The sequence below is a fragment of the Streptomyces cylindrosporus genome (assembly GCF_022698165.1).
In the GTDB taxonomy this organism is placed as follows: domain Bacteria; phylum Actinomycetota; class Actinomycetes; order Streptomycetales; family Streptomycetaceae; genus Streptomyces; species Streptomyces cylindrosporus.
Window position 1 is genome coordinate 11,489 of the sequence record NZ_JALDAY010000026.1, and the last position, 25,694, is coordinate 37,182.

24 protein-coding genes are annotated in these 25,694 nt (G+C 72.5%); 11 read left to right on the forward strand and 13 right to left on the reverse strand.

Annotated features, from left to right (window positions below):
- Positions 1 to 17: 17 nt before the first annotated feature.
- From MQP27_RS50315 to MQP27_RS50325, 3 genes are all read right to left on the reverse strand, one after another.
- A complete protein-coding gene (locus tag MQP27_RS50315) occupies positions 18 to 2,033 on the reverse strand; it encodes an NADPH-dependent 2,4-dienoyl-CoA reductase (RefSeq protein WP_242779260.1) in 2,016 nt (671 codons plus the stop codon).
- 90 nt (positions 2,034 to 2,123) lie between these two features.
- Positions 2,124 to 2,492 (reverse strand): hypothetical protein, encoded by a 369-nt coding sequence (locus tag MQP27_RS50320; RefSeq protein WP_242779263.1) that lies wholly within the window; start codon positions 2,490 to 2,492, stop codon positions 2,124 to 2,126.
- A gap of 103 nt (positions 2,493 to 2,595) precedes the next feature.
- Positions 2,596 to 3,468 (reverse strand): hypothetical protein, encoded by an 873-nt coding sequence (locus MQP27_RS50325; RefSeq protein ID WP_242779266.1) that lies wholly within the window; start codon positions 3,466 to 3,468, stop codon positions 2,596 to 2,598.
- A gap of 283 nt (positions 3,469 to 3,751) precedes the next feature.
- Between MQP27_RS50325 and MQP27_RS50330 the strand changes: the two genes are divergently transcribed.
- Together MQP27_RS50330 and MQP27_RS50335 are read left to right on the forward strand one after the other, a co-directional pair.
- Positions 3,752 to 5,818, forward strand: coding sequence for a SpoIIE family protein phosphatase (locus MQP27_RS50330; protein ID WP_242779269.1), 2,067 nt, complete (start codon positions 3,752 to 3,754; stop codon positions 5,816 to 5,818).
- A 157-nt stretch (positions 5,819 to 5,975) separates the two neighbouring features.
- Positions 5,976 to 6,701, forward strand: a complete 726-nt coding sequence (locus MQP27_RS50335; RefSeq protein ID WP_242779272.1) for a hypothetical protein — start codon at positions 5,976 to 5,978, stop codon at positions 6,699 to 6,701.
- 12 nt (positions 6,702 to 6,713) lie between these two features.
- Here the strand turns inward: MQP27_RS50335 and MQP27_RS50340 are convergent, their stop codons facing one another.
- Both MQP27_RS50340 and MQP27_RS50345 read right to left on the reverse strand, forming a co-directional pair.
- The gene (locus MQP27_RS50340) at positions 6,714 to 7,511 is read right to left on the reverse strand and encodes a putative protein N(5)-glutamine methyltransferase (protein WP_242779275.1); all 798 of its coding nucleotides are present in this window, start codon (positions 7,509 to 7,511) and stop codon (positions 6,714 to 6,716) included.
- Positions 7,512 to 7,685: 174 nt separating this feature from the next.
- On the reverse strand, positions 7,686 to 7,841 hold the full coding sequence (locus tag MQP27_RS50345) for a hypothetical protein (protein WP_242779278.1): 156 nt from the start codon (positions 7,839 to 7,841) through the stop codon (positions 7,686 to 7,688).
- 118 nt (positions 7,842 to 7,959) lie between these two features.
- Between MQP27_RS50345 and MQP27_RS50350 the strand changes: the two genes are divergently transcribed.
- Positions 7,960 to 8,397 carry a MarR family winged helix-turn-helix transcriptional regulator gene (locus tag MQP27_RS50350; RefSeq protein WP_242779281.1) on the forward strand — a complete coding sequence of 146 codons (438 nt, stop codon included), beginning with the start codon at positions 7,960 to 7,962 and terminating at the stop codon, positions 8,395 to 8,397.
- On the opposite strand, the gene MQP27_RS50355 is transcribed toward MQP27_RS50350, so the two are convergent.
- Together MQP27_RS50355 and MQP27_RS50360 are read right to left on the reverse strand one after the other, a co-directional pair.
- Complete coding sequence (locus MQP27_RS50355) at positions 8,394 to 9,104, reverse strand: GNAT family N-acetyltransferase (RefSeq protein WP_242779284.1); 711 nt, start codon at positions 9,102 to 9,104, stop codon at positions 8,394 to 8,396. The two genes, MQP27_RS50350 and MQP27_RS50355, sit on opposite strands and share 4 nt — an antisense overlap.
- Positions 9,101 to 10,027, reverse strand: coding sequence for an NADP-dependent oxidoreductase (locus MQP27_RS50360; RefSeq protein ID WP_242779287.1), 927 nt, complete (start codon positions 10,025 to 10,027; stop codon positions 9,101 to 9,103). The genes MQP27_RS50355 and MQP27_RS50360 overlap by 4 nt, the downstream gene beginning before the upstream one ends.
- Positions 10,028 to 10,179: 152 nt before the next feature.
- Here MQP27_RS50360 and MQP27_RS50365 point away from each other — a divergent pair, with 152 nt between their 5' ends.
- From MQP27_RS50365 to MQP27_RS50375, 3 genes are all read left to right on the forward strand, one after another.
- Positions 10,180 to 10,785, forward strand: a complete 606-nt coding sequence (locus tag MQP27_RS50365; RefSeq protein ID WP_242779290.1) for a sulfite oxidase-like oxidoreductase — start codon at positions 10,180 to 10,182, stop codon at positions 10,783 to 10,785.
- Positions 10,778 to 11,533 (forward strand): ferredoxin reductase, encoded by a 756-nt coding sequence (locus MQP27_RS50370; RefSeq protein WP_242779293.1) that lies wholly within the window; start codon positions 10,778 to 10,780, stop codon positions 11,531 to 11,533. Before MQP27_RS50365 ends, MQP27_RS50370 begins: the two co-directional genes overlap by 8 nt.
- 154 nt (positions 11,534 to 11,687) lie before the next feature.
- The gene (locus MQP27_RS50375; protein WP_242779296.1) at positions 11,688 to 12,305 is read left to right on the forward strand and encodes an Rv1733c family protein; all 618 of its coding nucleotides are present in this window, start codon (positions 11,688 to 11,690) and stop codon (positions 12,303 to 12,305) included.
- 186 nt (positions 12,306 to 12,491) lie between these two features.
- Here MQP27_RS50375 and MQP27_RS50380 read toward each other — a convergent pair whose 3' ends face one another.
- Positions 12,492 to 13,850 (reverse strand): 8-oxoguanine deaminase, encoded by a 1,359-nt coding sequence (locus MQP27_RS50380; RefSeq protein ID WP_242779299.1) that lies wholly within the window; start codon positions 13,848 to 13,850, stop codon positions 12,492 to 12,494.
- Between the two features lie 103 nt (positions 13,851 to 13,953).
- On the opposite strand from MQP27_RS50380, the gene MQP27_RS50385 reads away from it, so the two are divergent.
- From MQP27_RS50385 to MQP27_RS50395, 3 genes are all read left to right on the forward strand, one after another.
- Positions 13,954 to 14,922 (forward strand): acetylxylan esterase, encoded by a 969-nt coding sequence (locus MQP27_RS50385; protein ID WP_242779302.1) that lies wholly within the window; start codon positions 13,954 to 13,956, stop codon positions 14,920 to 14,922.
- 93 nt (positions 14,923 to 15,015) lie between these two features.
- Complete coding sequence (locus MQP27_RS50390; protein ID WP_242779305.1) at positions 15,016 to 16,182, forward strand: serine hydrolase domain-containing protein; 1,167 nt, start codon at positions 15,016 to 15,018, stop codon at positions 16,180 to 16,182.
- A gap of 130 nt (positions 16,183 to 16,312) precedes the next feature.
- Complete coding sequence (locus tag MQP27_RS50395; RefSeq protein WP_242779309.1) at positions 16,313 to 17,056, forward strand: GntR family transcriptional regulator; 744 nt, start codon at positions 16,313 to 16,315, stop codon at positions 17,054 to 17,056.
- 48 nt (positions 17,057 to 17,104) lie between these two features.
- Here the strand turns inward: MQP27_RS50395 and MQP27_RS50400 are convergent, their stop codons facing one another.
- Positions 17,105 to 17,962: an MEDS domain-containing protein gene (locus MQP27_RS50400; RefSeq protein ID WP_242779311.1), complete on the reverse strand. Its 858-nt coding sequence runs from the start codon at positions 17,960 to 17,962 to the stop codon at positions 17,105 to 17,107.
- Positions 17,963 to 18,103: 141 nt separating this feature from the next.
- Between MQP27_RS50400 and MQP27_RS50405 the strand changes: the two genes are divergently transcribed.
- Positions 18,104 to 20,179, forward strand: a complete 2,076-nt coding sequence (locus MQP27_RS50405) for an ATP-binding protein (protein ID WP_242779314.1) — start codon at positions 18,104 to 18,106, stop codon at positions 20,177 to 20,179.
- Positions 20,180 to 20,191: 12 nt separating this feature from the next.
- Here MQP27_RS50405 and MQP27_RS50410 read toward each other — a convergent pair whose 3' ends face one another.
- Positions 20,192 to 20,914 (reverse strand): class I SAM-dependent methyltransferase, encoded by a 723-nt coding sequence (locus MQP27_RS50410; RefSeq protein ID WP_242779317.1) that lies wholly within the window; start codon positions 20,912 to 20,914, stop codon positions 20,192 to 20,194.
- An 83-nt stretch (positions 20,915 to 20,997) separates the two neighbouring features.
- Between MQP27_RS50410 and MQP27_RS50415 the strand changes: the two genes are divergently transcribed.
- Complete coding sequence (locus MQP27_RS50415; protein WP_242779320.1) at positions 20,998 to 21,405, forward strand: nuclear transport factor 2 family protein; 408 nt, start codon at positions 20,998 to 21,000, stop codon at positions 21,403 to 21,405.
- 24 nt (positions 21,406 to 21,429) lie between these two features.
- Here MQP27_RS50415 and MQP27_RS50420 read toward each other — a convergent pair whose 3' ends face one another.
- From MQP27_RS50420 to hisD, 3 genes are all read right to left on the reverse strand, one after another.
- The gene (locus tag MQP27_RS50420; RefSeq protein WP_242779323.1) at positions 21,430 to 23,334 is read right to left on the reverse strand and encodes a hypothetical protein; all 1,905 of its coding nucleotides are present in this window, start codon (positions 23,332 to 23,334) and stop codon (positions 21,430 to 21,432) included.
- A 298-nt stretch (positions 23,335 to 23,632) separates the two neighbouring features.
- Entirely contained in the window at positions 23,633 to 24,394 is a 762-nt protein-coding gene (locus tag MQP27_RS50425; protein WP_242779326.1) for an SDR family NAD(P)-dependent oxidoreductase, read from the reverse strand.
- The gene (gene hisD / locus MQP27_RS50430) at positions 24,391 to 25,692 is read right to left on the reverse strand and encodes a histidinol dehydrogenase (protein ID WP_242779329.1); all 1,302 of its coding nucleotides are present in this window, start codon (positions 25,690 to 25,692) and stop codon (positions 24,391 to 24,393) included. Before hisD ends, MQP27_RS50425 begins: the two co-directional genes overlap by 4 nt.
- Positions 25,693 to 25,694: the final 2 nt, after the last annotated feature.

The window sequence follows — 25,694 nt, forward strand, 5'->3', positions numbered from 1 at the left end:
CATCCTAGGGAGCGCCCCTAGAGGGCCGCCGCGACCTCGGTGCCCTGCTTGATGGCCCGCTTGGCGTCCAGTTCGGCGGCCACGTCGGCGCCGCCGATCAGGTGCGCGCTGCGGCCGGCGGCGAGCAGTTCCTCGTACAGGTCGCGGCGCGGCTCCTGCCCGGTGCACAGCACGATCGTGTCGACGGGCAGGACCATGGACTCCTCGCCGACCGTGACGTGCAGCCCGGCGTCGTCGATGAGGTCGTAGCGGACGCCCGGGACCATGGTGACGCCGCGGTGCTTGAGCTCGGTGCGGTGGATCCAGCCCGTGGTCTTGCCGAGGCCGGCGCCGACCTTGCTGGTCTTGCGCTGGAGCAGGTGGACGGTGCGCGGCGGGGCGGTCCGCTCGGGCGTGGCGAGTCCGCCCGGCGCCGCGTAGTCCATGTCGACGCCCCACTGCCGGAAGTACGTCGCCGGGTCCTCGCTCGCCTTGTCGCCGCCGTCGGTGAGGAACTCGGCGACGTCGAAGCCGATGCCGCCCGCGCCGAGGACGGCCACGCGGTCGCCGACGGGGGCGTTGTCGCGCAGCACGTCCAGGTAGCCGACGACGCTCGGGTGGTCGACGCCGGGGATGTCGGGGGTGCGGGGGGTGACGCCGGTGGCGACGACCACCTCGTCGAAGTCCGCCAAGTCACCTGCCTCGACAGGGGTGTTGAGGCGTACGTCGACGCCGTGGGCGGTGAGCTGGTGGCGGAAGTAGCGGAGCGTCTCGTCGAACTCCTGCTTGCCCGGGACCTTGCGGGCGACGTTGAGCTGGCCGCCGATCTCGCTCGCGGCGTCGAAGAGGGTCACCTCGTGGCCGCGTTCGGCGGCCGTCACGGCGCAGGCGAGGCCGGCCGGTCCGGCGCCGACGACGGCGACGCGCTTCTTCAACCGGGTCGCGGAGAGCACGAGTTCGGTCTCGTGGCAGGCGCGCGGGTTGACCAGGCAGGAGGTGATCTTCCCGCTGAAGGTGTGGTCGAGGCAGGCCTGGTTGCAGCCGATGCAGGTGTTGATGGCCTCGGGCCTCCCGTCAGCGGCCTTGGCGACGAAGTCGGGGTCGGCGAGCATCGGGCGGGCCATGGAGACCATGTCCGCGTACCCCTCGGCGAGCAACTCCTCGGCCAGTTCGGGGGTGTTGATGCGGTTGGTGGTGACGAGCGGGACCGACACCTCGCCCATGAGTCGTTTCGTCACCCAGGTGTAGGCGCCGCGCGGCACGGAGGTGGCGATGGTGGGGATGCGGGCCTCGTGCCAGCCGATGCCGGTGTTGATGATGGTGGCACCGGCCGCCTCGACGGCCTTGGCGAGCGTGATCACCTCGTCGAGGGTGGAACCGCCCGGGACCAGGTCCAGCATGGACAGCCGGTAGATGATGATGAAGTCCTCGCCGACGGCCTCGCGCACCCGCCGCACGATCTCGACGGGGAAGCGCATCCGATTCTCGTACGATCCGCCCCAGCGGTCGGTGCGCCGGTTGGTCTGCGCGGCGATGAACTCGTTGATGAGGTAGCCCTCGGAGCCCATGATCTCCACACCGTCGTAGCCGGCCTGCCGGGCGAGGCGGGCGGCGCGGGCGTAGTCGTCGATGGTCCGCTCGACCTCGTCGTCGGTGAGTTCGCGCGGCGGGAAGGGGCTGATCGGCGCCTGCAGCGGGCTCGGCGCGACCAGCTCCTGGTGGTAGGCGTACCGCCCGAAGTGCAGGATCTGCATGGCTATGCGTCCGCCCGCGCGGTGCACCGCCTCGGTGATCACCGCGTGCTGCTCGGCCTCGGCGTCGGTGGTCAGCTTCGCACCGCCGTCGTACGGCCGTCCCGCCTCGTTGGGGGCGATGCCGCCGGTGACGATCAGGCCCACTCCGCCGCGCGCCCGGGCGGCGTAGAACTCCGCCATGCGCTCGAAGCCGCGCTCGGCCTCCTCCAGGCCCACGTGCATCGAGCCCATGAGGACGCGGTTGGGCAGCGTGGTGAAGCCCAGGTCGAGCGGGTTCAGCAGATGGGGGTAGCGGCTCATCGGGCCCTCCGTCGCGGTGTCGTGCCTCTGTTGTAGAGGACCGCGAACGTTTTATGCAACTAGTTGCACAACGAGGGCCCGACTCTGTGATCAGCGACTCTCGAGGACCACGTGCAGCTCCCGCTCCTGGTCTCCGGACGCCGACGAAAGGTCACGCACCGTGAACATCGAGTCCAGGGTCGCGCGCAGCCGTTCGATCGCCCAGTAACCGCCCTGCGCGTCGGCCTCCACCGAGGACGACAGGCGGGCCGGCGCCGGGCAGCTGTGCGCGTCGGTCACCTCGAACGTGCCGAGCCACACCATCGGCCGTGTCTCATGAAGCTGTTGCGGCACCTCGTCGGCACCGCGGTCGGACTCGAAGCACGCGCACAGCGTGTCGAACACGATCCGCGCGTCCTCCTTGCTGCATCCGCTGATCTCGAGGGAGACGGACTCGTCGTGCAGTCGCTCACGGTCCATCGTGATCGCTCCTCTCCTGGGGTGGGCGCAGCCGTGCGGGTTCCCCGCGAACCGCGCCACATCCCCAGAAAAGCACCACAGTCCGTCCGGGACCAGCGAGAGCTCAGCTCTTGGTGAAGCGGTACGTCTTGCTGTCCGTCAGCACGCAGAAGCCGGGCGAGACCACGATCACGCGCAGGGTGCCGGTACGGCGGTCGTAGTCGATGCCCTCCGCCTCGAAGGTGCCCGAGCAGGAACTGCGCAGCGGGAGCTGGCGCAGCGCGGTGACATGCCCGGTGACGTTCGCGGTGCCGGGCTGGGCGGACAGGTCGATCTGGAGCAGCGGCTTGGTGTAGCCGAAGAGGCTGCCGTCCGGGTCGTCCGAGGAGCACAGCAGCGTGGTCGCGCTGGTGAAGTCGCAGCCCTGGACGTCGCGCACGGCGTGGTCCAGGTTGACGACGGAGGCCAGCGGGAGGTTCGCGGACGGCGAGGTGCTCTTGTTGGCACCCGGCGTCGGGAAGACCAGGAAGCGGGTCATCGTGCCGTACTCGCCGGAGAGCATGTACTGGCTGTCGGGCGAGATCGCGTCCCAGGAGTTGTTGAGGGCCTCGCCGGAGGCGAGCGTGTGGACGTACTCCGACCAGGTGCCGTCGGGGGCCTGGGCCCGGTACATCTTGGCGGTGCCGGAGTCCGCCTGGTACGGCTCGACGTAATAGCCGTCGTAGGACTCGTCGGGGTCGCCGACGTGGTTCCAGCCGCGGCTGGAGACACTGACCGGGATGGTGCCGATGCCGGTGTACCGGTTGGCGCTGTTCGCCGGTACCTCGACCGAGGTCAGACCCTGGCTCTCGGTCAGCGGGTCGGCGCGGTCGGAGCCGACCTCGGTCCAGGTGTCGGCCGCGGAGGCGGGCGGGGCGGCCGACAGGACCGCGGCGGCGGCGAGGGCGAGGGCAGCCGTGAGAGCTGCCTGACAACGTTGCCGGGCGCGCAGGGGCATGGGAGGGCTCCTCCATGGCGGGGGTGGGCGCGGGGCGTGCTCGGCGGACAGTCTGGCCCGCCAGCGTGGTCATGTACAGACCAACAGGCTAACGGGGGCTTTCGGCTCGGCGACGGTCGGTGCCGGGTACTGTCGTCCCCGCCGAAGGGGACGCTCCCGCGTGTGTTGAGGGATGGTGGAGGTGGGCGACGGGGGCGTCACAGGGACGGTTGAACGCGGTAGAACATGGGGAGTCGGCACGGGGGACGGCGTGCCGCGCGAACGGGCGAAGGCGGTGCGTGGAATGAGTGCACCTGGGTTTCCGGTGGACGAGGGCCCGGAGTCGGTGCGGCCGAGCGGACTGCTCGACGTGCTGGGGGTGGCCTCGGTGGTCCTGGACGCCCGTGGGCACGTCGTGCTGTGGAGCCCGCAGGCCGAGGAGCTGTTCGGCTATCCGGCGCAGGAGGCGCTCGGCCAGTACGCGGCCCGGATCATGGTCCACGAGGAACACCTGGACCTGGTGGTCAAACTCTTCGCCGACGTCATGCTCACCGGCCAGAGCTGGGCCGGGGCCTTCCCCATCCGGCGCAAGGACGGCAGCACGCGCCTGGTGGAGTTCCGCAACATGCGGCTGCTGGACGACCACGGCGACGTGTACGCGCTGGGGCTGTGCGCCGACCGTTCGACGGTACGGCGGCTGGAGCGGGACGTGGCGCTGTCCACGCAGGTCATCACGCAGTCCCCGGTCGGCCTCGCCGTCTTCGACACCGAACTGCGGTACGTGTCGGTCAATCCGGCACTGGAGCGGCTCAACGGGGTGCCCGCCGCCGAGCACATCGGCCGCTCCGTCCGCGAGGTCCTGCCGCTCCTCGACGTCGACGCCATCGAGACGGCCATGCGCCGAGTGCTGGAGACCGGCCGGCCCGTCGTCGACCACAAGACGGTCGGGTGGACGCCGGCCGCCCCGGAGGACGAGCGCGCCTGGCTGATCTCGCTGTACCGGCTGGAGGACGCCACCGGAACCGTCCTGGGCCTCGCGGGCTCGGTCGTCGACGTCACCGAGCAGCACCGGGCGGGCATAGAGGCCGAGGCCGCGCGCCGGCGGCTGGCGCTGATCGCGGACGCCTCGGCCCGGATAGGCACCACGCTGGAGCTGGACCGCACCGCCCGCGAACTGGCCGACGTGGCCGTGCCGGAGCTCGCCGACATCGCCGCCGTGGACCTCCTGGAAGCCGTGGTGGAAGGCAGACGCAGCAGCCTGGGCCCCTCCGAGTCGGCGGTGATCCGGGCCCTGGCCGTCGAGGCCGACGACGCCCCGGAGGCGCTGCGCGCGGCCGATCCGCCCGGGCAGGTGGCCCGGTACGGCCCGGACCGCCTGGTCACCGAGTGCGTGCGCACGGGCCGGCCGGTCATGGTGGCCGAGGTCCGGCCCGCCGACCTGCCCCGCATCGCCCGCTCCCCGGAGGCGGCCGAGCTGCTGGCCGAGGCGGGCGTCCACTCCTATCTGGCCGTACCCCTGATCGCGCGCGGCGAGGTGCTGGGCGCCCTCGATCTCAAGCGCATCCGCAACCCGCTGCCCTTCGGCGAGGACGACCTGCTGCTCGCCCGGGAACTGGCGGCCCGGGCGGCGGTGCAGATCGACAACGCCCGCTGGTACCAGAACGCCCGCGACACCGCCCTCACCCTCCAGCGCAGCCTGCTGCCCAGCCATCCGCCGGTCACCGGCGGTCTGGAGGTCGCCTCCCGCTATCAGCCGGCGGGCGCAACCAGCGAGGTCGGCGGCGACTGGTTCGACGTGATCCCGCTGGACGACGGCAAGACGGCGCTGGTGGTGGGCGACGTGATGGGCAGCGGCATCAACGCGGCCGCCACGATGGGCCGGCTGCGCACCGCGACGAACACGCTGGCCTCCCTCGACCTCGACCCGGCGCGGCTCCTGGAGCACCTGGACCGCATCACCGAGGGCCTGGACCACTCCATCGCGACCTGTGTGTACGCCGTCCACGACCCCGAGCTGTGGCAGTGCAGGATCGCCAACGCCGGCCATCTGCCGCCGGCCCGGCTGCGCGCCGGGCACCCGCCGGAGCTGCTCGAACTGCCCACGGGAGCCCCGCTGGGCGTCGGCGGCGTCGCCTTCTCCACCACCACGGTCGACCTGGAACCCGGCGACCGCCTGGTCTTCTACACCGACGGTCTGGTGGAGACCCGCCAGCACCCGCTCGACGAACGCCTGGACGCGCTGCTCGCCCTGCTGGACGGCCCCGACCGGCCGCTGGAGGAGGTCTGCGACCTGCTGCTGCGCACCCTGCACCAGCCGGACAACTCCGACGACGTGGCGCTGCTCATCGCCCGCGTGCAGAAGGCGGGTTGAGATTCCCCAACGACCGTGAGGTTCCCCAACGACCGGGCCCGCAGGCCCGGTTCTCACAGGTATTGATTACCTGCCCCTTATTCCCGCCATCGCACAATCACAGCAAGGCATGGCATGGGGATGCGATGCCGGGTGCTGTGGCCGATGGGAGCGAGCCGTGACGGACGAGCCGGACCAGGTACATGGCGAGACCACGCCGGACTGGGAAGTGATGACCGGTCCGGGCGGCCCCGAGCGGGCGCAGGAGCCCGCCTGGGACAGGGTGTGGCGGAAACGCTCCGCGCGGTCGCGGGCGGTCATCGCGGCGGCCACGGTCGCCGTGCTGGCACTGGGCGGCACGGTCGCCTACGCCGCGACCAGCACCGGTTCGGCCACCGGCGCCACGCCCTCCGCGTCCGGGTCGGCGTCGCCGTCCCCGAGCGGGCCCGAGGGCGGGCACGGCGGACGGTGGTTCGACTTCGGCGGCATGGGCGTGCACGGCGAGTCGACCGTCAAGGACCAGGACACCGGCAAGTGGGTGGTACGGGTCTGGCAGCGCGGCACCGTCGAGAAGGTGTCCGGCGACCAGGTCACGGTCAAGAGCGAGGACGGCGCCGAGTGGACATGGACCGTGAACTCCGACACGGCCGTGCTGCAGGACGGCACGAAGAGCACCGGCTCCGGTGACCTGAAGAAGGACGAGACCGTCTTCCTGGTCGGCACCCGCTCGGACAGCGGCACAAGGACGGCGACCCGGGTGCTCTCCGGGACCCTCGACGGCAAGGGTCAGGGCGACAGGGGCCCGGGCGGCGGCTTCCCGGGCCACGGCCCGCGGGACTGGCGGATGCCCTCACCGCCGGCCAGCCTGTCGCCGAGCCCTTCGGGGAGCGGCGCGACGACGTGAGGGCCGGGCGCGTTACGGCCTGACGCCGATCACCACGTTCGCGTACCGCTCGTCGTCGGTCGCGAGACGCGCCGTCAGACCACTGCCGGTGAAGGCCTCGACGGCCGCCGGGGCCTGCGCCGCGCTCGTCTCGACCAGCAGACAGCCTCCCGGCGCCAGCCAGCGCGGCGCCTCTACCGCGACTCGGCGCAGGACGTCGAGACCGTCGCCGCCGCCGTCGAGGGCGACGAGCGGCTCGTGGTCGCGGGCCTCGGCCGGCAGCAGGGCGACCTCGCCGGTGGGGACGTAGGGCACATTGGCCGCCAGGATGTCGATACGGCCGCGCAGGTCGGCCGGCAGGGCCTCGTACAGGTCGCCCGCGTGGACGTGGCCGCCGACGCCGGCGACATTGCGGCGGGCGCAGCGCACCGCGGCCGGGTCGATGTCGGCGGCGTGCAGCTCGACGTCGCCGAGCGCGGTGGCGAGAGCGGTGCCGACGGCGCCCGAGCCGCAGCACAGGTCGACCACGACGGACGCCCGCGGGGCCTGGGCGAGGGCCTGTTCGACGAGGAACTCGGTACGGCGGCGGGGGACGAAGACGCCGGGTTCCACCGTGATCCGCAGGCCGCGGAACTCGGCCCAGCCGAGGACGAGTTCGAGCGGGAGGCCGGAGACCCGGCGGTCGACCAGGCCGGACAGTTCCTGCGGGGTGCGGGCGGCGGCCAGGATCAACCCGGCCTCGTCCTCGGCGAAGACGCAGCCGGCGGCGCGCAGCGCGGCGACGACCGAGTCACGTACGGACGGGGAGAACGGGGGCGAGAATGGGGGCATGGAAGCCGAGAGCCTTTCGGGGAGTCGAAGGGCGCTCTCGCGGTCGCCTACCGGCGGTGATCCGCGTCGATCCGAGGTGAGAGCACCCGACCTGCCACAGCGGTAATGGGTCTCACCTCCTCGGTCTCCGGCGACCGGGTCGATCCACGGCCGCCGGTCACATTACCCCAACGCTCAGACACCGACGGCCTCCTTCTCGGCCTCCGCCACATCGCGGACGACCGGCGCCGTTCCACGCGGTGCGGAGGCGTAGGAGCCGGTGCTCAGCGCGATCAGCGGGAAGAACAGGCCCTGTCCGGTGGGGTCGTCCGTGACCGGCTGCGTGAACACCTTGGGCGCGGGCCCGGAGCCGACCCATGCCCAGGCACAGCAGCAGCTCCCAATGGGTGGCTTATACAACTCTCGCTTCAAGTTGTACTGTACAACCAAGCAAGCGACGGAGGTGCCGGTGGACGCGGACGAGGCCGTGGAGGCGATTCAGCGCGAGATGACGGTCTTCGCCCGCCGGGCCCGGGCCTCGGCGGGACGCATGCACCCCGAGCTGTCCCTGGTGTCGTACACCCTGCTCGGGCACCTGGAGGAGAGCGGCGGCTGCCGGGCCACCGACCTGGCCGCGCACTACGCGCTCGACAAGTCGACGGTCAGCCGCCAGGTGGCCGCGCTGGAGCGGGCCCGGCTGGTCGAGCGGCGGCTGGACCCGGACGACCACCGCGTCCAGGTCCTGCATCTGACCGAGCCGGGCCGCCGGATCCTCGCCCAGGTGACCGACAGCCGGCGCGCGGCCTTCCGGGAGCGGCTCGCGGGCTGGGCCGAGGACGATCTGGAACGGTTCGCCGACTACCTCGTGCGCTACAACTCGTGGACGCCCCAGCAGGACGACGGCTAGGAGACGGCCAACGCCCTCCCGTCCGGGAGGTGTTGGGGCGCCCGGGCCGCCCCGAACACGGTGGTGCGGCGCAGGGCGAAGCCGAGGGACTCGTACAGGCGGATGGCGGTGGTGTTGGCGGCGCCGGTGTGCAGGAACGGCGTCTCGCCGCGCTCCCGGATGCCGTGTGCGACGGCCAGGATCAGCCGGGTCGCGAGGCCCTCCCCGCGGTAGGCGGAGTCGGTGCAGACGGCGCTGATCTCGGTCCACCCGGGCGGGTGCAGCCGCTCCCCCGCCATGGCGATCAGCGCGCCGTCCCGGCGGATGCCCAGGTAGGTGCCGAGCTCGATGGTGCGCGCCTCGAACGGGCCGGGGCGGGTGCGGGCGACCAGGTCCAGCATCTCGGGCACGTCCGCGGGGCCCAAGCGGACGGCCTCCGGGTCCGGTGCGGCGTCCAGTCCGTCGTCGACGAGCTGCACGCCGTCGATCTTCATGGTGATCTCCCAGCCGTCCGGGACCCGGCCCCGGAAGCCGGGCAGCGGCACCTCGGCGCCGGGGCCCCAGAGCGCCGCGAGGTCCGCCCAGTCCTCCGCGTCCGGCTCGTCGGGCAACGCCAGCCAGGGCGAGACGTCGACGGGGTAGCGCAGCACCCGGCCGCGGCGCTCCGCGAAGTGCGCGTGCGGGCCGGTGAGGGAGGCCAGGGCGGGGTTGTCGAGTATGCCGCTCATCCGGCGACCTCGATCACGATCTTGCCGCGGGCGTGGCCCTCCTCGACCGTGCGCAGCGCCTCGCCGGCCCGCTCCAGCGGGAAGGTCCGGGTGACATGCGGGTCCAGATCACCCTTCACCACCAGCTCGGCGACCGCGTCGAGCACGGCGGCGGTCCGGGCCCGGGCGACCCGAGCCCCGCCGAGCTCCTCGACGACCTCGGCCGGCGCTCCGGCGGCGATCAGTTTCGTACGGTCGTCGAGGAGGCTCGCGGCCTCGGTGAGCACCTCGCCGCCGACCAGGTCGTACACGGCGTCGACACCGTCGGGGACGGCCGCGCGCACCCGCTCGGCGAGGTCCGGGCCGGACGGGACGTGGATCGCGCCGTACTGCTCGACGAAGTCCTTCTTGGCCTCGCTCGCGACGCCCACGACGCGCAGCCCGAAGGCGCGGGCGATCTGCACGGCCGCGATCCCGACCCCGCCGCCCGCGCCGGTGACCAGGACCGTGGCGCCGGCGGGCAGGTCGAGCTGGCGGATGCCGTCGTAGGCGGTGGCCGCGGCGACCGGGAGGGTGGCGGCGTCCCGGAAGGAGAGCGCGGACGGCTTGCGGGCCGTGACGGCGGTCGGCAGCAGGGTGTACTCGGCGTAGCCGCCGGTCAGCGTGTTCCCGAAGACCTCGTCCCCGACCGCGATCCCGTCGACGTCGGCACCGGTCTCGACGACGACTCCGGAGACCTCGTTGCCCAGCACCACCGGGAACTCGCGCTCGCCGCTCTCGCCGGGCCGCCGGTAGCCGGTGCGCTGCTTCCAGTCGACCGGGTTCACTCCGGCGGCACGCACCTCGACGAGCACCTGGCCCGGGCCGGGCACCGGCCGGTCCACCTCGACGAGTTCCTCGGTCTCCGGTCCGCCGTACCGGGTGAAGACGTAGGCCTTCGGCATTGCTCCCACTCTCCTTCGCTGACGCCTGGCATCAGTCGGCAAGGAAGATCGGCGATCGGCTATTCCCCACGGGTGAGAGTGTTCATACGGCCGCAATGATCGCCGTGCTGACCAGGGACGGAGCACCGATGACGGCAGCGTACGGTTGAAGCATGAACGTCACCCGAGGCTTCACCGGGCGCACCCGCGGCCACGACCCGGGGCTGCCGCCCGGCCAGTACGACGCGGGCGAGGACTGGCCCGTCCTGTCCGCGGAGGTCACTCCCGAGCTGACGCCGGCCGACTGGAGCTTCCGCGTCGACGGGCTCGTGGAGCGGCCGCGCAGCTGGGACTGGGAGCAGGCGCACGCGCTGCCGGTGTCGGAGTACCGGGGCGACATCCACTGTGTGACGAGCTGGTCGAAGTTCGGGGTGCGGTTCGGGGGCGTGTCGTTGGACGCGTTCTTCAATGTGGTGCGGCCACATGTGTCGGCCACCCATGCCGTCGCTTACTCGCACACCGGCTACACCACGAACCTCCCGCTCGCCGATCTCACCGGGGGGCGCGCCTGGATCGCGTTCGAGTACGAGGGGAAGCCGCTGGACCCCGAGCACGGTGGCCCGGCGCGGCTGCTGGTGCCGCATCTGTACTTCTGGAAGAGCGCCAAGTGGATCGCGGGCATCCGGCTGCTGGACCACGACGAGCCGGGGTTCTGGGAGCAGAACGGCTATCACGCGCGGGGCAACCCGTGGGAGGAGCAGCGGTACTCCGGTGACTGAGACCTTCACTCCCCCGACCCGCTTCGCCGTGCCCGGCCGGATCGCGGTGAGCGAGCAGGCCGCAGCCGTGTGGCAGACCGCCAGGCTCACCGAGATCCGCCGCGAGACGCCGCACGCCTCGACGTTCCGGTTCGCGGTGCCCGACTGGGCGGGGCATCTGCCGGGCCAGCATCTGATGCTGCGGCTGACCGCCGCGGACGGCTACGCGGCCCAGCGGCACTACTCCATCGCGTCCCCGCCCGAGGACGCCGGGCACATCGAGCTGACCCTGGACCATGTCGAGGGCGGTGAGGTGTCGGGGTGGTTCCATACGGTGGCCAGGCCCGGTGACGAGGTCGAGGTGCGCGGTCCGCTGAGCGGCTTCTTCGCCTGGCCGGGCGACCGGCCGGCGCTGCTGATCGGCGCGGGCTCCGGGGTCGTACCGCTGATGTCGATGGTGCGGCACCACCGGGCGCGCGGGCTCGACGTACCGCTGCGTCTGCTGGTGTCGGCGCGCGGTCCCGAGGAGCTCATCTACGCGCGGGAGTTCGGGGCGGAGACGACCCCCGTGTTCACGCGGAGCGCGCCGGAGGGTGTGGTGGTGGGACGTATGACCGCGGCACTTGTGGCGCCGCTCCTGGCCGAGCAGCCTCCGGGTGGGTGGGAGGCCTATGTGTGCGGCTCGAACTCCTTCGCCGAGCACGCGTCGCGGCTGCTGGTCGCCGCCGGGCAGCCCGTGGACCGGATCCGGATCGAGCGCTTCGGCTGACTTTCCGGTGCCACCACGGGAACACGGTGAACGATCTCCGGCGGGTGGGGTATCCGGTTGTTGCGGGCACTCGCGCGCAAACGCGGTGCGGAGAGACAATACGGACCTGACAAGGTACGCCCCCTCCGGCTCCGGTGACGGCGAGGAGGTCGAGATGCGAACCCGGGTGCGCGGCTGGCGCTGGCGGCGCAATCCGCTGCGGCGCCGGTCGGACGTCGTCGAGGCGTGGACGGCACTGGTCGCCGCCGTCCTGCTGTTCGTGGGTGCTCCCCTGGTGGGTGCGCTCGTCGGCTGGTGGGCGCACGACGAGGCACGGGCCGTCGCAGCCTCGGAACGGGCCGAGAGGCACCGGGTGCGGGCCCAGGTGATCGGTACGACTCCCGACCAGCTGCCCTCGGTGCAGGGCGGACGTGAGCACTCGTTCCGGGTGGACGTGCGCTGGAAGGACCCGGTCACCGGCACGCACACCACCCGGGCACGTGTCCCAGCGGGCACCGGGCACGGCGACACGGTCGACATCTGGCTCGACGCCCAGGGCCGGACGGTCACCCCACCTCCAAGCCAGACTCAGATCTGGCAGCACGCGGTCACGATCGGCACGTGCGCGGCGGGCGGCACGGTGGCGGTGGTCCTTCTGGCCAACGCCGTCGTCCACCGCGTCACCCTCGGCCACCGCCTGACCGAGTGGGAAACGGAATGGACCCGCACAGAACCCCTGTGGACACGCAGGCAGGCGGGAGGGCCCGACAGCGGGCCGGCGGGGACGGTGTGACGACGACCGGGCGGACAGAGCGGAGCCACGACGGGGCCACCGAGCCACCGAGCCACCGAGCCACCGAGCCACCGAGCACAGCCTGCCGGTGATCCCGCGAGCAACGTCCGACAGCAGTCCCGGCGAGCGCGGTCCGACCGCGGTCCGGTGAGCGCGGTTCGCCGACAGTCCCGTCGATCCCTCCCGCTACTCGGCCCCCTGCATCCGCCGAGCGATCCGCCCATGGTCCCGCAGCGCGTCCGCCAGTCCCGGCAGGACCGGTTCCGCTCGGTCCACCAGTACCCGGCCGCCCACCACCGTCGTCCAGGCGCGGGCCGGGCCGCAGCGGAGCCAGGACTCGACCGGGTCGGTGAGTGCGCCCGCCAGGGCGACCTCGTGGAGGTCCCAGACGACCAGGTCGGCACAGGCGCCGGGGCGCAGGTGGCCCAGTTCGTCGGCGCGGCCGAGGCAGCGGGCCGAGCCGCGGGTCGCGAGGTCGAGGGCGTCACGGGCGGTCATGGCGCCGGGGCCGCCGCGGTAGCGGCCCAGCAGCAGGGCGCCCCGCGTCTCCATCCAGAGCGAGGCGTGGTCGGTGGAGGCGGAGCCGTCGCAGCCGATGCCGACGGGCAGCCCGAGCTCGCGCATCTCCTTCACCCGGGCCGTACCGCCGCCGATCAGCATGTTGGAGCTGGGGCAGTGCGCCACCCCGACGCCCGCGTCCGCGAGCCGGCGCAGTTCGTCGTCGTTGGGGTAGATGCAGTGGGCGACCCAGGTCCGCTCGCTCATCCAGCCGCAGTCCTCGAAGTACTCGACGGGCCGACAGCCGTACGTCTCAAGGCAGTACGCGTCCTCGTCGTGGTCCTCGGCGAGGTGCGTGTGCAGGCGTACGTCGTACCGCTCGGCGAGTTCCGCGGTGGCCGTCATGACCTCCTTGGTCACCGAGAACGGCGAGCAGGGCGCGAGCGCGACCCGGATCAGCGCGCCCGGCTCCGGGTCGTGATGCGCCTTGATCAGCCGCTCGCTGTCGGCGAGGACCTCGTCCGTGGTCTGGGTGACGCTCCGCGGCGGCAGCCCGCCGTCCTCGACGGACCGGGTCATCGAACCGCGCGTGGCGTGGAAGCGGAAGCCGATGTCGCGGGCGGCGCGGATCTCGGCGTCGACGAGGTTCGGGCGGGGGTGGACGTACAGGTGGTCGGAGGACGTGGTGCAGCCGCCCATCAGCAGCTCGGCCATGCCGACGTACGCCGAGACGTAGGCGGCCTCCTCGTCGAGGGCGGACCACAGCGGGTAGAGGGTGGTCAGCCAGTCGAAGAGCGTGCCGTTCACGGCGGGGGCGTAGGAGCGGGTGAGGTTCTGGTAGATGTGGTGGTGCGTGTTGATCAGTCCGGGGGTTACGAGCCGCCCACCTGCGGAGACGGTCGTACGCGCCTCCGGCTCGCGCCCGGGCGGACCCACCGCCGCGACCCGGCCGTTCGTCACGGCCAGCCAGCCGCCGGGGATCTCCCGATCCCCGTCGACGACCAGCAGTCCGGCATCCTTGACCAGCAGATCCACGACTGACGACATGGCGTCATCGTAGAGGCGTGGTCCGGGAGAGACCTGGCGAGTCGTCCGACCTCGCACGTACGGTGTGATCATCCGGCACGTCCCTACCCGAAGGCGGTCCTACATGGCCCTGTTCGACCTCCCCCTCGACGAGCTCCACGAGTACCGCAGCGCGTCCGACGAGCCCGACGACTTCGACGCGTTCTGGTCCAAGACGCTGCAGGAAGCCCACGAGCACGACCTGGACGCCCGCTTCGAGCCGGTCGACACGGGTCTGGCGACGGTGCGGGTGTACGACGTGACGTTCGCGGGATTCGGCGGGCACCCGGTGAAGGGCTGGCTGACGCTGCCCGCCGCGGCGGCCGAACCGCTGCCGCTGGTCGTGGAGTTCATCGGTTACGGCGGCGGACGCGGCCTTCCCCACGAGCACCTGCTGTGGGCGTCGACCGGGCGGGCGCACTTCGTGATGGACACGCGCGGCCAGGGCAGCGCGTGGGGCGGCGGCGGTGGCACCGCGGACCCGGTGGGCGGGGCGCCCGCGTACCCCGGTTTCATGACGCGCGGCATCGACGCGCCGGAGAACTACTACTACCGCCGCGTCTTCACGGATGCCGTGCGCGCCGTCGAGGCGGCCCGCTCCCATCCGCTGACCGACGCCTCCCGTACGGCCGTCCTCGGCGCGAGCCAGGGCGGCGGCATCACGATCGCCGTCGCGGGCCTGGTCCCGGACGTCGTCGCGGCGGCCCCGGACGTCCCCTTCCTGTGCGACTACCCGCGCGCGGCCACCCTGACGGACCGTCACCCGTACCGCGAGATCGGCCTGTTCCTCAAGACCCACCGCGGCCGGTCCGCGGACGCCCTGCGCACCCTCGCCTACTTCGACGGCGTCCACTTCGCCGCCCGCGCCCGCACCCCCGCGCTCTTCTCGGCGGCGCTGGAGGACCAGACCTGCCCGCCCTCGACGGTCTTCGCGGCCTTCAACGCCTGGGCCCACGAGGACAAGCGGATCGAGGTGTACGACTTCAACGACCACGAGGGCGGCGGCCCCTACCAGGAGGCGACCAAGCTGCGCTGGCTGAAGTCGTACGTCTGAGAGGCCTTCCCTCCAGTCCGACCAGTCGGTATGTTCTGGATGCCCGGGCCGCAGTGTCGCGGTCCGGGTTTCCGGCGGACGGCGGAGGATCCCATGGCGGAGCGCGAGCCACACGTGGACGGTCACTGCGACGAACGGTTCGCGGCGGTGCGGGAGGCGTTCGAGGAGAACTTCCGGCAGCGGGGGGAGCTCGGCGCCGCCGTCACCGTGAGGGTCGGCGGTGAGACCGTGGTGGACCTGTGGGGCGGGTGGGCCGACGCCGCGCGCACCCGGGCCTGGGAGCGGGACACGCTCGTCAACGTGTGGTCGACGACCAAGGGGCCCGTCGCCCTGTGCGCGCACATCCTCGCCGATCGGGGGCTGCTCGACTTCGACGCGCCCGTGGCCCGGTACTGGCCGGAGTTCGCCGCGGCCGGCAAGGAGAAGGTACTCGTACGGCATCTGCTGTCGCACCGGGCCGGACTGTCCGGGCTACGGGAGCCGCACTCGCTGGAGCAGCTCTACGACTGGGAGTTCACGACGGAGCGGCTCGCGGCGACCGAGCCCTGGTGGGAGCCGGGGACGGCGTCCGGGTATCACGCGTTCACGTACGGCTTCCTGGTCAGGGAGGTCGTGCGGCGGGTCTCCGGGCTGCGGCCGGGGGCGTTCCTGGAGCGTGAGGTGACCGGGCCGCTCGGGATCGACTTCACTGTCGGGCTGCCGGAGACGGAGGCCGGCCGGGCGGCGGAGCTGGTGCATCCGCCCGCCGCGTCGAGCAGCGAACAGGCCGCCATCTTCAGCCAGTTGACGCCCGCGGCCCTCGCCGCGCTGACCAATCCGGTCGTCGGCGCCGACGAGGCCAACACCACCGCGTGGCGGGCCGCGGAGATCCCCGCCGCGAACGGGCACGGCACCGCGCGCGCCGTCGCCGCGCTGTACGCGATCTTCGCGGGGCGGGGGTCGTACGACGGCCACCGCGTCCTGTCCGAGGCGGCGGCGGAGCGGGTTCGCGAGGGGCAGGGCAGTTGCCGGGACCTGGTGCTCGGTGCCGGGCTCGACGGCGAGACGGAGCTCGGGCTCGGCCTGTGGCTGAGCGGGGAGAACGGATCGTACGGACCCAACCCGAAGGCTTTCGGACACGACGGCTTCGGCGGCTCCTGCGGACTGGCCGACCCGGAGGCCGACGTCTCGCTGGGGTACGTCATGAACCGCATGGGGCCTCATATCGCCAACGACCCACGGAAGATGGCGCTGATCGAGGCCCTCTACGGCGCGCTGTAGGCGCCACTGCAAGTGGTGCGGTTTCGGCCGAACCACCGGGTCGGTCTTCCTTGTTGGTTTAGACCAATGCTAGATCTGGTGACGCAATCAGCCCGCACGGCTACGGCACGTCACCAACAGGAGGCGCGGCATGGCCCGCACCACCCCGCACGATCACGCCCCCGCCGAGGGGCGGCCGCTGTACCGGCACGTCGCCGCGCAGTTGCTCGGCGAACTGCGCGACGGGACCGTCCCGCCCGGCGAACGGCTGCCGGGCGAGCGGCAGTTGGCCGAGCACTTCGGGGTCAGCAGAGAGACCGTACGGCAGGCGCTGGAGGTGCTGCGCCGGGAGGGCCTGGTCGCCACCGACCGGCGCGGCAGCCACGCCACGCTGCCCGGCCTTCCGGTGCAGACCCCGTCCGCGCCGGCCTTCCCGCTCGGCGCCCGGACCGCGGACCCCGCCTCGGCCGACCGGTCCACGGTCACCTGGGAGACTCCCCCGCCGGAGCATGCCGAGGCGCTCGGGCTCGCCCCGCACCGGCCTACGCTGGTGCACCGGTACGAGTCCGCGGGCGCTGACGGCCGTGGCCGCCGTACGGCCGTGACGTCCTTCTCGGCCGTGGCCCTGTCGGAGGTCGAGGAGCTGGCCCGCTACCGCGACCGCGCGGACGGCGCCGCCTCGGCACAGCTGCGCCGCGCCTACGACTGGATGCGCCGGGCGGGCCTGACCCTGTACCACCGCGACTCCATCACCCCGCTCGCGGACGCGCCCTCGGTGCGGGTGCGGCGGCGCGTGCACGACCAGTACGCACGCCCGCTGGAGATCACCGACCTGGTCGTGGACGCCCAACAGGACGCGCTGGTCTACGAGTTCACCTTGCCCGCGGCCGGGTGAGGGACGGCGGCGGCCGGTCACGCCGGTCGTCGGCGTCGACGAGGACGGTCACGGCCCCTTCCCCTCCGGCGCGATCCGCAGGCCCGGGACCCGGTCCCAGCCCGTCACGCGCATCACCCGCTGGATGTGCGGGGCGACGCCCGAGAGTTCGAGGGTGCCGCCGGCCGCGGACAGGCCGAGGGCGGTGAACACCAGCAGACGCAGGGCGCCCACGTCGATGAAGCTCAGTTCGTGCAGGTCGAGGCGGGTGCGGAAGCCGTTCGCGGTACGGGCGTGGGCGCGGACGGTCTCGGCGTGCAGGGCGCGGGCCACGGCGGTGACATTCGTGTCGTCGACCTCGCCGGCGAGCGCGAGGCCCGGGGGTGCGAAGGTGCGGGTGATGGCGAGGAGGTCGTCGCGCCAGACGTCGTCGGCGCCGACCCGGCCGTGGTGGAGCCCGGTGAGCGGGGCGAGTTCCGTCTCGTCGAAGACCCGGCGGTCGTACTGGCAGATGCCGAGCACCGGCAGCGAGGCGAACACGGGGTCGAGCAGCAGCTCGGTGTCGTGCAGGGACTTGAGGCCGCTGCCGGCCCGGGCGCGCAGGATCTCCGTGCACACGCGCAGGCCGAGGAAGCCGTCGCCGACCGCGAGGCGCGCCTCCCGGCGGATCACCTCGTCCAGGTCCCACAGCCCGTCGGGCCCGGCCAGATGCGGGTCGACGCGCAGCCGGCCGGCCGCGATCTCGTCGTCGACCCGGCAGCCGTGCGTTTCCAGGAAGGAGAGGGCGAGTCCCGCCGGCATGTCGGCGGGCGGCAGCAGGAGCCCGCGGTGTCCACTGGCGAGGCCGTCCAGCAGGAAGGCGGCGAGTACGGTCTCGCGCTCCTCGTCGGTGTCGTAGCCGAGCAGCAGATGGTCCCCGTGTCGCATCTGTCCCACGGTTTTCCGGGTGGGTACGACGGGCATCCCCGCACCTCCCTGTGTGTGCGGACCGCTTCCACGGTACGCCCGCGACCAGGCTCCCGTGAGGGGTTATGGTGACCGCCATCGGTTCCGGTGAGGGGGCGGACGATGGCGGCCTCGGTGCAGGGCGGCAGGACCGGCAACCTTCCCGCGGAGGCGAACTCCTTCATCGGCCGGCGCGCCGAACTCGCCGTCATCGCCGGGCTGTTGGGGACCGAGCGGCTGGTGACGCTGACGGGGCCGGGAGGTGTGGGCAAGTCGCGGCTGGCGCTGCGGGCGGCCCACGCCGCGCGAGTCGGTCTCCCCGGCGGCGCGTGGCTCGTGGAGCTGTCGGAACTGCGGAACCCGGACCTGCTCACGAACGCGGTGGCGCAGGCGACCCGGCTGGCGGAGCAGACGCTGCGCCCGCTGCTGCAGGCGGTGTGCGAACACCTGGAGGGGGCGCCGGTGCTGCTGGTGCTGGACACCTGCGAGCACGTGCTGGACGAGTGCGCCCGGGTGGTGCAGGAACTCCTCGCGAACGTCCCGCAGTTGCGGGTGCTGACCACCAGCAGGCAGCCGCTCGGGGTGCCGGGCGAGCAGCTGCTGACCGTGGCCCCGCTGCCGCTGGGCGAACGGGACGACGCGGTGGCGCTGTTCGCGGCCCGGGCCACGGCGACGGTGCCGTCGTTCGCGCTGACCGACGCCAACCGGGCGCACGTGGCCGCGGTGTGCGCCCGTCTGGACGGCATACCGCTGGCGCTGGAGCTGGCCGCGGTGCGGCTGCGCGGCTTCCCGTCGGACCGGCTCCTGGAGGGCCTCGGCTCCCGCTTCGACCTGCTGGTCTCCCCCGCCCGGCCGCGGCCGGCCCGGCATCAGACGCTGCGCACCGCGATCGGCTGGAGCCACGAGCTGTGCACGCCCCTGGAGCGGCTGCTGTGGGCCCGGCTGTCGGTGTTCGCGGGCGGCTGGGACGTCGAGGCGGCCGAGTTCGTCTGCCACGGCGGCCCGCTGGACGCGGAGGAGATCCTGGCGCTGCTGGCCTCGCTGACCGAGAAGTCGATCGTCGCCCGGGACGGCCAGGAGTCGCCGGTGCGCTACCGGATGCTGGACACGGTCCGCTCGTTCGGCGCCGAGTGGCTGACCGGGCTGGGCGAACAGGAGGCGGTACGGCGCCGGCACCGGGACTACTTCCGGTGGATCGCCCGCCAGGGCGAGACGGAGTGGCTGGGGCCCGGGCAGCGCATGTGGGCGGAGCGGCTGAGCGCCGAGCACGCCAATCTGCGGCTCGCCGTGGATGAGTGCCTGACGGCGCCGGAGCCCGAGACCGCGCTCGAACTCACCGGCTCCCTCTGGTACTTCTGGTTCGCCTGCGGCTTTACCGAGGAGGGCCGCGCCTACCTGGAGCGGGCCCTGCGCCGGGCGCCGAAGGAGGGCGGGCCCGAGCACACCCTCGCGGTGTGGGCGCATCGCCTCGTCACCGTCGTACCGGACGACCTGGAGGCCGCCGAGTCGGTCAGCGCCGCCTATGTGTGGCTCGCCGAGGAGCGGCACCTCCCCGTCCCCGCGCTGCCGTTGACGGGGGCCAGCCTGGCGGTGCGGGGTGAGTCGGCGCGGTCGGCGGTGCTGTACGGCAGCGTCGGGCAGGCGCCGGCCGGGCACGGTGGGGCCGAGTTCTTCCAGTTGCTGACCCTTGCTCTGCAGGCGTATCTGCTGGCCGGCCAGGCCGCGTTCGAGCGGTGCGCGGCGGTCGCCGAGCGGCTGCGGGCGGAGTGCGCCGAGCGCGGGGAGCTGTGGATGCGGGCCTGGGGCGACTTCTTCGTGGCCCTTTCCGGGATCGGCCTGGGGCGCGCGGAGGAGGCGGTGCGGCACGCGCGTGCGGCACTGGCCGCCAAGTGGCGGGTGCACGACCGGCTGGGCGCCGCCGCGGTCGCCGACCTGCTGGTCGCCGCGCAGGCCGCGCGCGGCGAGGACGAACTCGCCGCCCGGCTCCTCGGCGTCAGCCGCCGCCTCTGGTACGCGGCGGGCCTGCCGCAGCTCGGCAGACCGGACCGCACGGTCTTCCACCGGGAGTACGAGCGCCGGCTGCGGGCCTCCCTCGGCGACGCCCGCTTCAGTGAAGTGGCGGGCGACGGACGGGCGTTGGACCCGGAAGCGGCGATCGCACTGGCGCTGGGCGGCGCGCTCGACGCGTCCGACCCGTGACCCCGGCGGGGCTCAGGTCCTGACTGCGGTCACCAGCCGCACCCGAGGGCTGCCGTCATCCCGCCGCCCGAACTCCGGCAGCGCCTCCAACTCGACCCGGAACCCGGCGAGTTCCAGCTCCCGCTGCACCTCCCCGAGCCGGAAGGCCCGGTAGTACATGACGAATGGCGGCCGCCACACGGCGTTCCGCACCCGCATCACGGCGTCGAAGCCGAGCAGCATCCAGTACGCGGGGGACGTCGGCCGGGGTGGCGCCAGCACCGGGAAGGCGAAGCGGCCGCCGGGCCGCAGCACCGAGTGGACCTGCCCGAACAGCCCCGGCAGCTCTTGCGGCAGGAAGTGGCCGAACGCCCCGAAGCTCACGACGAGGTCGAAGCCCGCCCGGAACGGCAGCGCGCGGGCATCCGCCCGGACCCAGGACACCTCCGGCCCCGCCGGCCGCACCCGCTCCCGCGCCACCGCGAGCATGCCCGCACTGAAGTCGACCCCGGTGACACTCCGCCGGCACACCCGCGCCAGCACCTCGACGCCCGCGCCGGTGCCGCAGCACAGGTCGAGCCCAGTGTCGCAGGGCCCGGAGCGGGCCAGCGCGGCGGCTACGGCGTCCAGCACCGAGGCGGGCGTACGGAAGGGCGTGTGGTCGAACTTCGGCGCGAGCAGGTCGTAGCCGTGCTCGACGGACGACAACGCCTGGACGGCGAGTTCACGCAGGCTGGGGCCTTCGGGGCTGAACATCCGCATCAGGTTAGTGGACACCGCCACCGCGACTGATTACCCTCATCCACACCTAGTCAACAAATTGATTATGAGGTGGTGTGATGCGAGCGTTCCGCGAGGCGGTCGAGGCCCGGGACATGGACGCCGTAGAGGCCCTGCTGGCCGAGGACGTCGTCTTCACCAGCCCCGTCGTCTTCAAGCCGTACCCCGGCAAGGCGATCACTGCGGCGATCCTGCGCGCGGTGTCGCAGGTCTTCGAGGACTTCCGTTACGAGCGTGAGCTCGCCGGCGCCGACGGCCGCGACCACGCGCTGGTGTTCACCGCGCGGGTGGGCGACCGGACGCTGACCGGCTGCGACTTCATCCATCTGGACGAGGACGGCCTGATCGACGAATTCATGGTCATGGTGCGGCCGTTGTCGGGCGCCCAGGCCCTGGCGGAGGCGATGGGCGCGCGCTTCGACGAGATCGCCAAGGAGGCGGAGGCACGGTCGGCCTCCGCCTCCTGACTCATCCGCTCACGCCTGCCGACGTCACGCCACGGTGAGGACGAGGTCGCCGGTGTAGCTCTGGCCTGCGGCGAGCGCGGTCTCGGTGCCGTCCACCGTCAGCTTCACCGTCCTGCCGCGCGGCGCCGTCACGGCTGCGTCGGCGGCGAGGGTGAGGGAGGTGAGATGGGAGGTGCCGGTGACCGTCCAGGTCGAGCCGCTGTTCAGCCGCACGATCGCGCCGTTGTTGACGGCGGCCTGGACGGTGTTGGTGACGATGCCGAGCTCGTAGTAGGTGGACGAGTCGATGGTGGCGACCCGGTGCTTGGCCTTCGTGGCGGAGATGACGCCCTCGACGGTCGAGTCCTCGAAGGTGAGGACCATGTTCTTGCCCGTGCGCATGCCGTTGTAGAAGTCGCCTCTGACCGCGATCGAGGTGAAGGTGGCGGCTCCGTCGGTGGTGTGGACGGCCGTGGTGTCGAAGGTGGAGTCCTTGGCCGGGTCGGTGGTGGGCTCGGTGTAGACGCCCACGTTCATCATCTTGCCGTTGACGTTGACCGGACCCGGGTCGTCCAGCTCGATCATCTGCAGGATGATCCCGTCGCGCGGATTGAGGCGGGCACCCTGGGAGCCGTCGACCGAAATGGTCGTCTGCTGGCCCTTGTTGAGGAACGTGGCCCGCTCCGAGTTGACGACGGTGCCTCCGTCGAGGGTCAACTGGCCCGCGCCGAAGAACATGTAGCCGAAGTGGCCCGAGTTCACGACCGTGCTGCGCGCCGGGATTGCCGCCAACTCGGCGGCGGTCAGCCCCAGTTCCAGCTCGGTGCTGAGCGCGGCCACGGCGTCCTTGGTGCTGTCGCCGTAGTGCACGACCGCGGCCGGCCCGGCGATGATGGTCGCGTAGCTGCCCACGTCGAAGCGGGAGCCGAGGACGCGGACGGTGGCGTCGCCGATGGCGTAGGTGCCGTACCCGTACGCCCCGGTGTTGCCGACGTGGCTGTTGACCGCGGTCAGCTTGAGCCCGCTGCCGCCCTCGACCGACAGGGCGCCCCACGTTTCCGAGAACACGGTGGAGTTGAGGTAGGTGGCCCGGCTGTTCTTGCCTATGAGGTTCGTGGCGCGGACATTGCCGTCGAGACCGAGCATCCAGGGCACGGACTCCATGTACGGGGTCTCGACGGTGGCCTGGTAGTCGGAGGGCAGGACGCCGTTGCGGCAGCGGACGGTGGAGTTCTTCACGACGACGTTGGCGCCGTCGTTGGAGATGACGCCGGTGCGGACGACGCCCTTGTTGCTGATGCGGGCGCCGTCCACGACCAGCTTGGTGGCGGAGCCGTCGCCGACGACCGCGGCGCCGTAGCCCGCGAAGTCGCAACGGCCGTTCCCGGTCAGGGAGATGGTGGGCCGCTCCAGCGTGTAGGTGGCGTCCTGGACGAAGACGCCGTCGAAGCACTCGCCGGTCGAGGTGACCGACACGTTGCGGGCGAGGGTGTCGGTGAGCCTGCCGCCGAGCACGGCCGCGAGGACGGACCTGTCGCGGTCGACGCCGTCCGCGCCGACGTAGAGGGCCTGGCGGAAGGGGAAGGTGAGCGTCTCGTACGTCACCTCGTTCGCGGTGGCCACCGTGAGGACCACGTCACCCCGGTAGGTGCCGGCCTGGATGAGGGTCGCCGTGCCTCCGGTCTCGGTCAGCAGTTGCCCGGTCTCCACGCCGTCCACGGTGAGGGAGAGGCTGTAGCCGTCGGGGGCGGTGATCCTGCCGCCCTCCGCGATGGTCAGCCGGCTCACCCGGGTGGTCGCGGAGAGCTCGTACGTCTCGCCGGAGCCGACCGTGATCTGCTTGCCGGTCGCCGTCGGCGCGGCCGTGGCGGAGCCGGCCGGGACGAGCAGGGCTCCGGCCGTGGCGGCCGTGCCGGCGATCAGTAGGGAGCGTCGGGTGATCAGCGTCATTGCATGCCTTCCCAGGGATCGAGTGCGCCGCTGCGCAGCGTGACGAACCGGCCGTCTGATGCGCGGCGGCGACGGCTCGGACCAGGGCACCTGAGGTGCGCACGAGGGAGTGAAGCAGCCCTGGGGAACAGGGAACAGGCACTTCGCACACGCATCCCGGAACCCGATGCCTCGGATCGGGCGGCCGGTTCCATGGCGATCACACAGAGTGGCCATAGGCCGCTCGGCGGCGCACGCACGAGGGCGAGGCGGGCGGCTGTCACGCCGTCCACCTCGCCGTTCGCGATGTGTTGTCCGCCTACGCCGGTGCGATCATCCCCGCCGACAGGTCGATGTCGGCCCCGCACAGACCGGGCATCGCGAGCATCGCGACCAGCGCGCGGGCCACCTCGTCCTCCTCGACGAGCCGGCCGAGGGCGGCCCGGGAGGCGAAGTCGCGTTCGGCCTCCTCTACCGTGCAGCCGGTGAGTTCGGCCGTGAGGCGGAAGTTGCGGTCCATGCGCGGGCCCCGGACCGGGCCCGGGGAAAGGGAGTTGACCGAGACGCCGTGCGGGCCGACCTCGCCCGCGAGGGTCCGGGTGAGGCCGAGCAGGGCCATCTTGGAGGCCGTGTAGGGGGTGCGGTTGAGCAGGGGCCGCTTGCCGCTGACCGAGGCGACGTTGACGACGTCGCCGCGTCGGGCCGCGATCATCGGCGGCAGGAAGGCCCGGCACATCAGGTAGACACCGCGGACGTTGACGGCGAACACCTCGTCCCACTCGTCCGGTTCGACGTCGACCAGTGGCCGCACCGGGCCCGCGACGCCCGCGTTGTTGACGAGCAACGACACGTCCTCGTCGGCGAGTTCGGCGGCGAGGGCCCGCACGGAGGCCGGGTCGGAGGCGTCGCACACGGCTGTTCGGGCCGCGTCGCCCACCTTGGCCGCCGCCTGGGCGAGGGCCTGTTCGTTGCGGCCGACCAGGACCACCCGGGCGCCGGCGTCCGCGAGGGCCAGTGCGAAGGCCCGGCCGAGCGGCCCTCCCCCGCCGGTGACGAGCGCCGTACGCCCGTCCAGCCTCACGCGGTGTTCCAGGGCAGCTCGTCGCCGGCGGCCCTGGCGGCCCGGACGTCGCCGGAGCGGGCGTGGCCCTCGAACAGCTCGACGCGGGAGGCGCGTCCGCACAGCCGGCCGAGCAGGGCCTGCGAGGCGGGGTCGCTGACCTCCTGGTACGTCACCGTCTTGAGGTACTTCCCCACCCACAGGCCGCCGGTGTAGCGGGCGGCTCCGCGGGTCGGCAGCACATGGTTCGTGCCGATCACCTTGTCGCCAAAGGACACGCAGGTGCCCTCGCCGAGGAACAGGGCGCCGTACTGGCTCATCCTCTCCAGGGCGAGGCGGGGTTCGGCGGTCAGCACCTCGACGTGCTCGAAGGCGAACTCGTCGGCGAGTGCGTACAGTTCGTCGATCGTGTCGACGACGTGCACCTGGCCGTGGTCGCGCCAGGCGGGCTCGGCGTAGTCGCGGGTCGGCATGCCGGGCAGGATCCGCTCGACCTCGGCGATGGTCTTCTCGGCGACCTCGCGGGAGGTGGTGACGAGGACGGCCGGGGAGTCGGGGCCGTGCTCGGCCTGGGAGAGCAGGTCGACCGCGCACACGAAGGGGTCGGCATGCTCGTCGGCGAGGACGAGGATCTCGGTCGGGCCGGCGAACAGGTCGATGCCGATCTCGCCGAAGAGCTGCCGCTTGGCCTCGGCGACGTAGGCGTTGCCGGGCCCGGCGATCAGGTTCACGGGCCGCATGGTGTCGGTGCCGACGGCCATCGCGGCGACGGCCTGGACGCCGCCGAGCAGCCAGATCTCGTCGGCGCCCGCGAGGTGCATGGCGGCGACGGTGGCGGCCGGTATCTCGCCGTGGATCGGCGGTGTGCAGGCGACCACCCGCGGTACTCCCGCCACCTTCGCGGTGACGATGGTCATGTGGGCGGAGGCGGTGAGCGGGTACCGGCCGCCGGGGATGTAGGCGCCGGCGGCCTGCACGGGGATGTGCTTCTGCCCGAGCCGCACGCCGGGCAGTGTCTCCACCTCGAACTCGCCCAGGGAGTCGAGCTGTCGGCGGGCGAAGGTGCGCACCTGCTCCTGCACGAACCGGATGTCGTCGATGACCTGCTGCGGCACCGACGCCACGATCTTCTCGACCTCCTCCTCGCTCAGCCGGAAGGAGTCCGGGCTCCACTTGTCGAACTTCTCGGAGTACTCGCGCACGGCCAGGTCACCGCGCTCACGGATGTCCGCGATGACACCGGCGACGGTCTCGCGCACCTGTCCGAGGGAGGCGGTGACCTCCGCCCCGGGTACGGCGTGCTTCAGGATCTCTGCCACAA

Bases quoted from the DNA above. Each gene is read 5' to 3' on its own strand.
- MQP27_RS50320 (WP_242779263.1), bottom strand. From the start codon at position 2,492: ATGGACCGTGAGCGACTGCACGACGAGTCCGTCTCCCTCGAGATCAGC.
- MQP27_RS50390 (WP_242779305.1), top strand. From the start codon at position 15,016: ATGGCGGAGCGCGAGCCACACGTGGACGGTCACTGCGACGAACGGTTC.
- MQP27_RS50415 (WP_242779320.1), top strand. From the start codon at position 20,998: ATGCGAGCGTTCCGCGAGGCGGTCGAGGCCCGGGACATGGACGCCGTA.
- MQP27_RS50420 (WP_242779323.1), bottom strand. From the start codon at position 23,334: ATGACGCTGATCACCCGACGCTCCCTACTGATCGCCGGCACGGCCGCC.
- MQP27_RS50405 (WP_242779314.1), top strand. From the start codon at position 18,104: ATGGCGGCCTCGGTGCAGGGCGGCAGGACCGGCAACCTTCCCGCGGAG.
- MQP27_RS50355 (WP_242779284.1), bottom strand. From the start codon at position 9,104: ATGAGCGGCATACTCGACAACCCCGCCCTGGCCTCCCTCACCGGCCCG.
- MQP27_RS50360 (WP_242779287.1), bottom strand. From the start codon at position 10,027: ATGCCGAAGGCCTACGTCTTCACCCGGTACGGCGGACCGGAGACCGAG.
- MQP27_RS50385 (WP_242779302.1), top strand. From the start codon at position 13,954: ATGGCCCTGTTCGACCTCCCCCTCGACGAGCTCCACGAGTACCGCAGC.
- MQP27_RS50410 (WP_242779317.1), bottom strand. From the start codon at position 20,914: ATGTTCAGCCCCGAAGGCCCCAGCCTGCGTGAACTCGCCGTCCAGGCG.
- MQP27_RS50315 (WP_242779260.1), bottom strand. From the start codon at position 2,033: ATGAGCCGCTACCCCCATCTGCTGAACCCGCTCGACCTGGGCTTCACC.
- MQP27_RS50330 (WP_242779269.1), top strand. From the start codon at position 3,752: ATGAGTGCACCTGGGTTTCCGGTGGACGAGGGCCCGGAGTCGGTGCGG.
- MQP27_RS50365 (WP_242779290.1), top strand. From the start codon at position 10,180: ATGAACGTCACCCGAGGCTTCACCGGGCGCACCCGCGGCCACGACCCG.
- MQP27_RS50380 (WP_242779299.1), bottom strand. From the start codon at position 13,850: ATGTCGTCAGTCGTGGATCTGCTGGTCAAGGATGCCGGACTGCTGGTC.
- MQP27_RS50395 (WP_242779309.1), top strand. From the start codon at position 16,313: ATGGCCCGCACCACCCCGCACGATCACGCCCCCGCCGAGGGGCGGCCG.
- MQP27_RS50340 (WP_242779275.1), bottom strand. From the start codon at position 7,511: ATGCCCCCATTCTCGCCCCCGTTCTCCCCGTCCGTACGTGACTCGGTC.
- MQP27_RS50375 (WP_242779296.1), top strand. From the start codon at position 11,688: ATGCGAACCCGGGTGCGCGGCTGGCGCTGGCGGCGCAATCCGCTGCGG.
- MQP27_RS50400 (WP_242779311.1), bottom strand. From the start codon at position 17,962: ATGCGACACGGGGACCATCTGCTGCTCGGCTACGACACCGACGAGGAG.
- MQP27_RS50325 (WP_242779266.1), bottom strand. From the start codon at position 3,468: ATGCCCCTGCGCGCCCGGCAACGTTGTCAGGCAGCTCTCACGGCTGCC.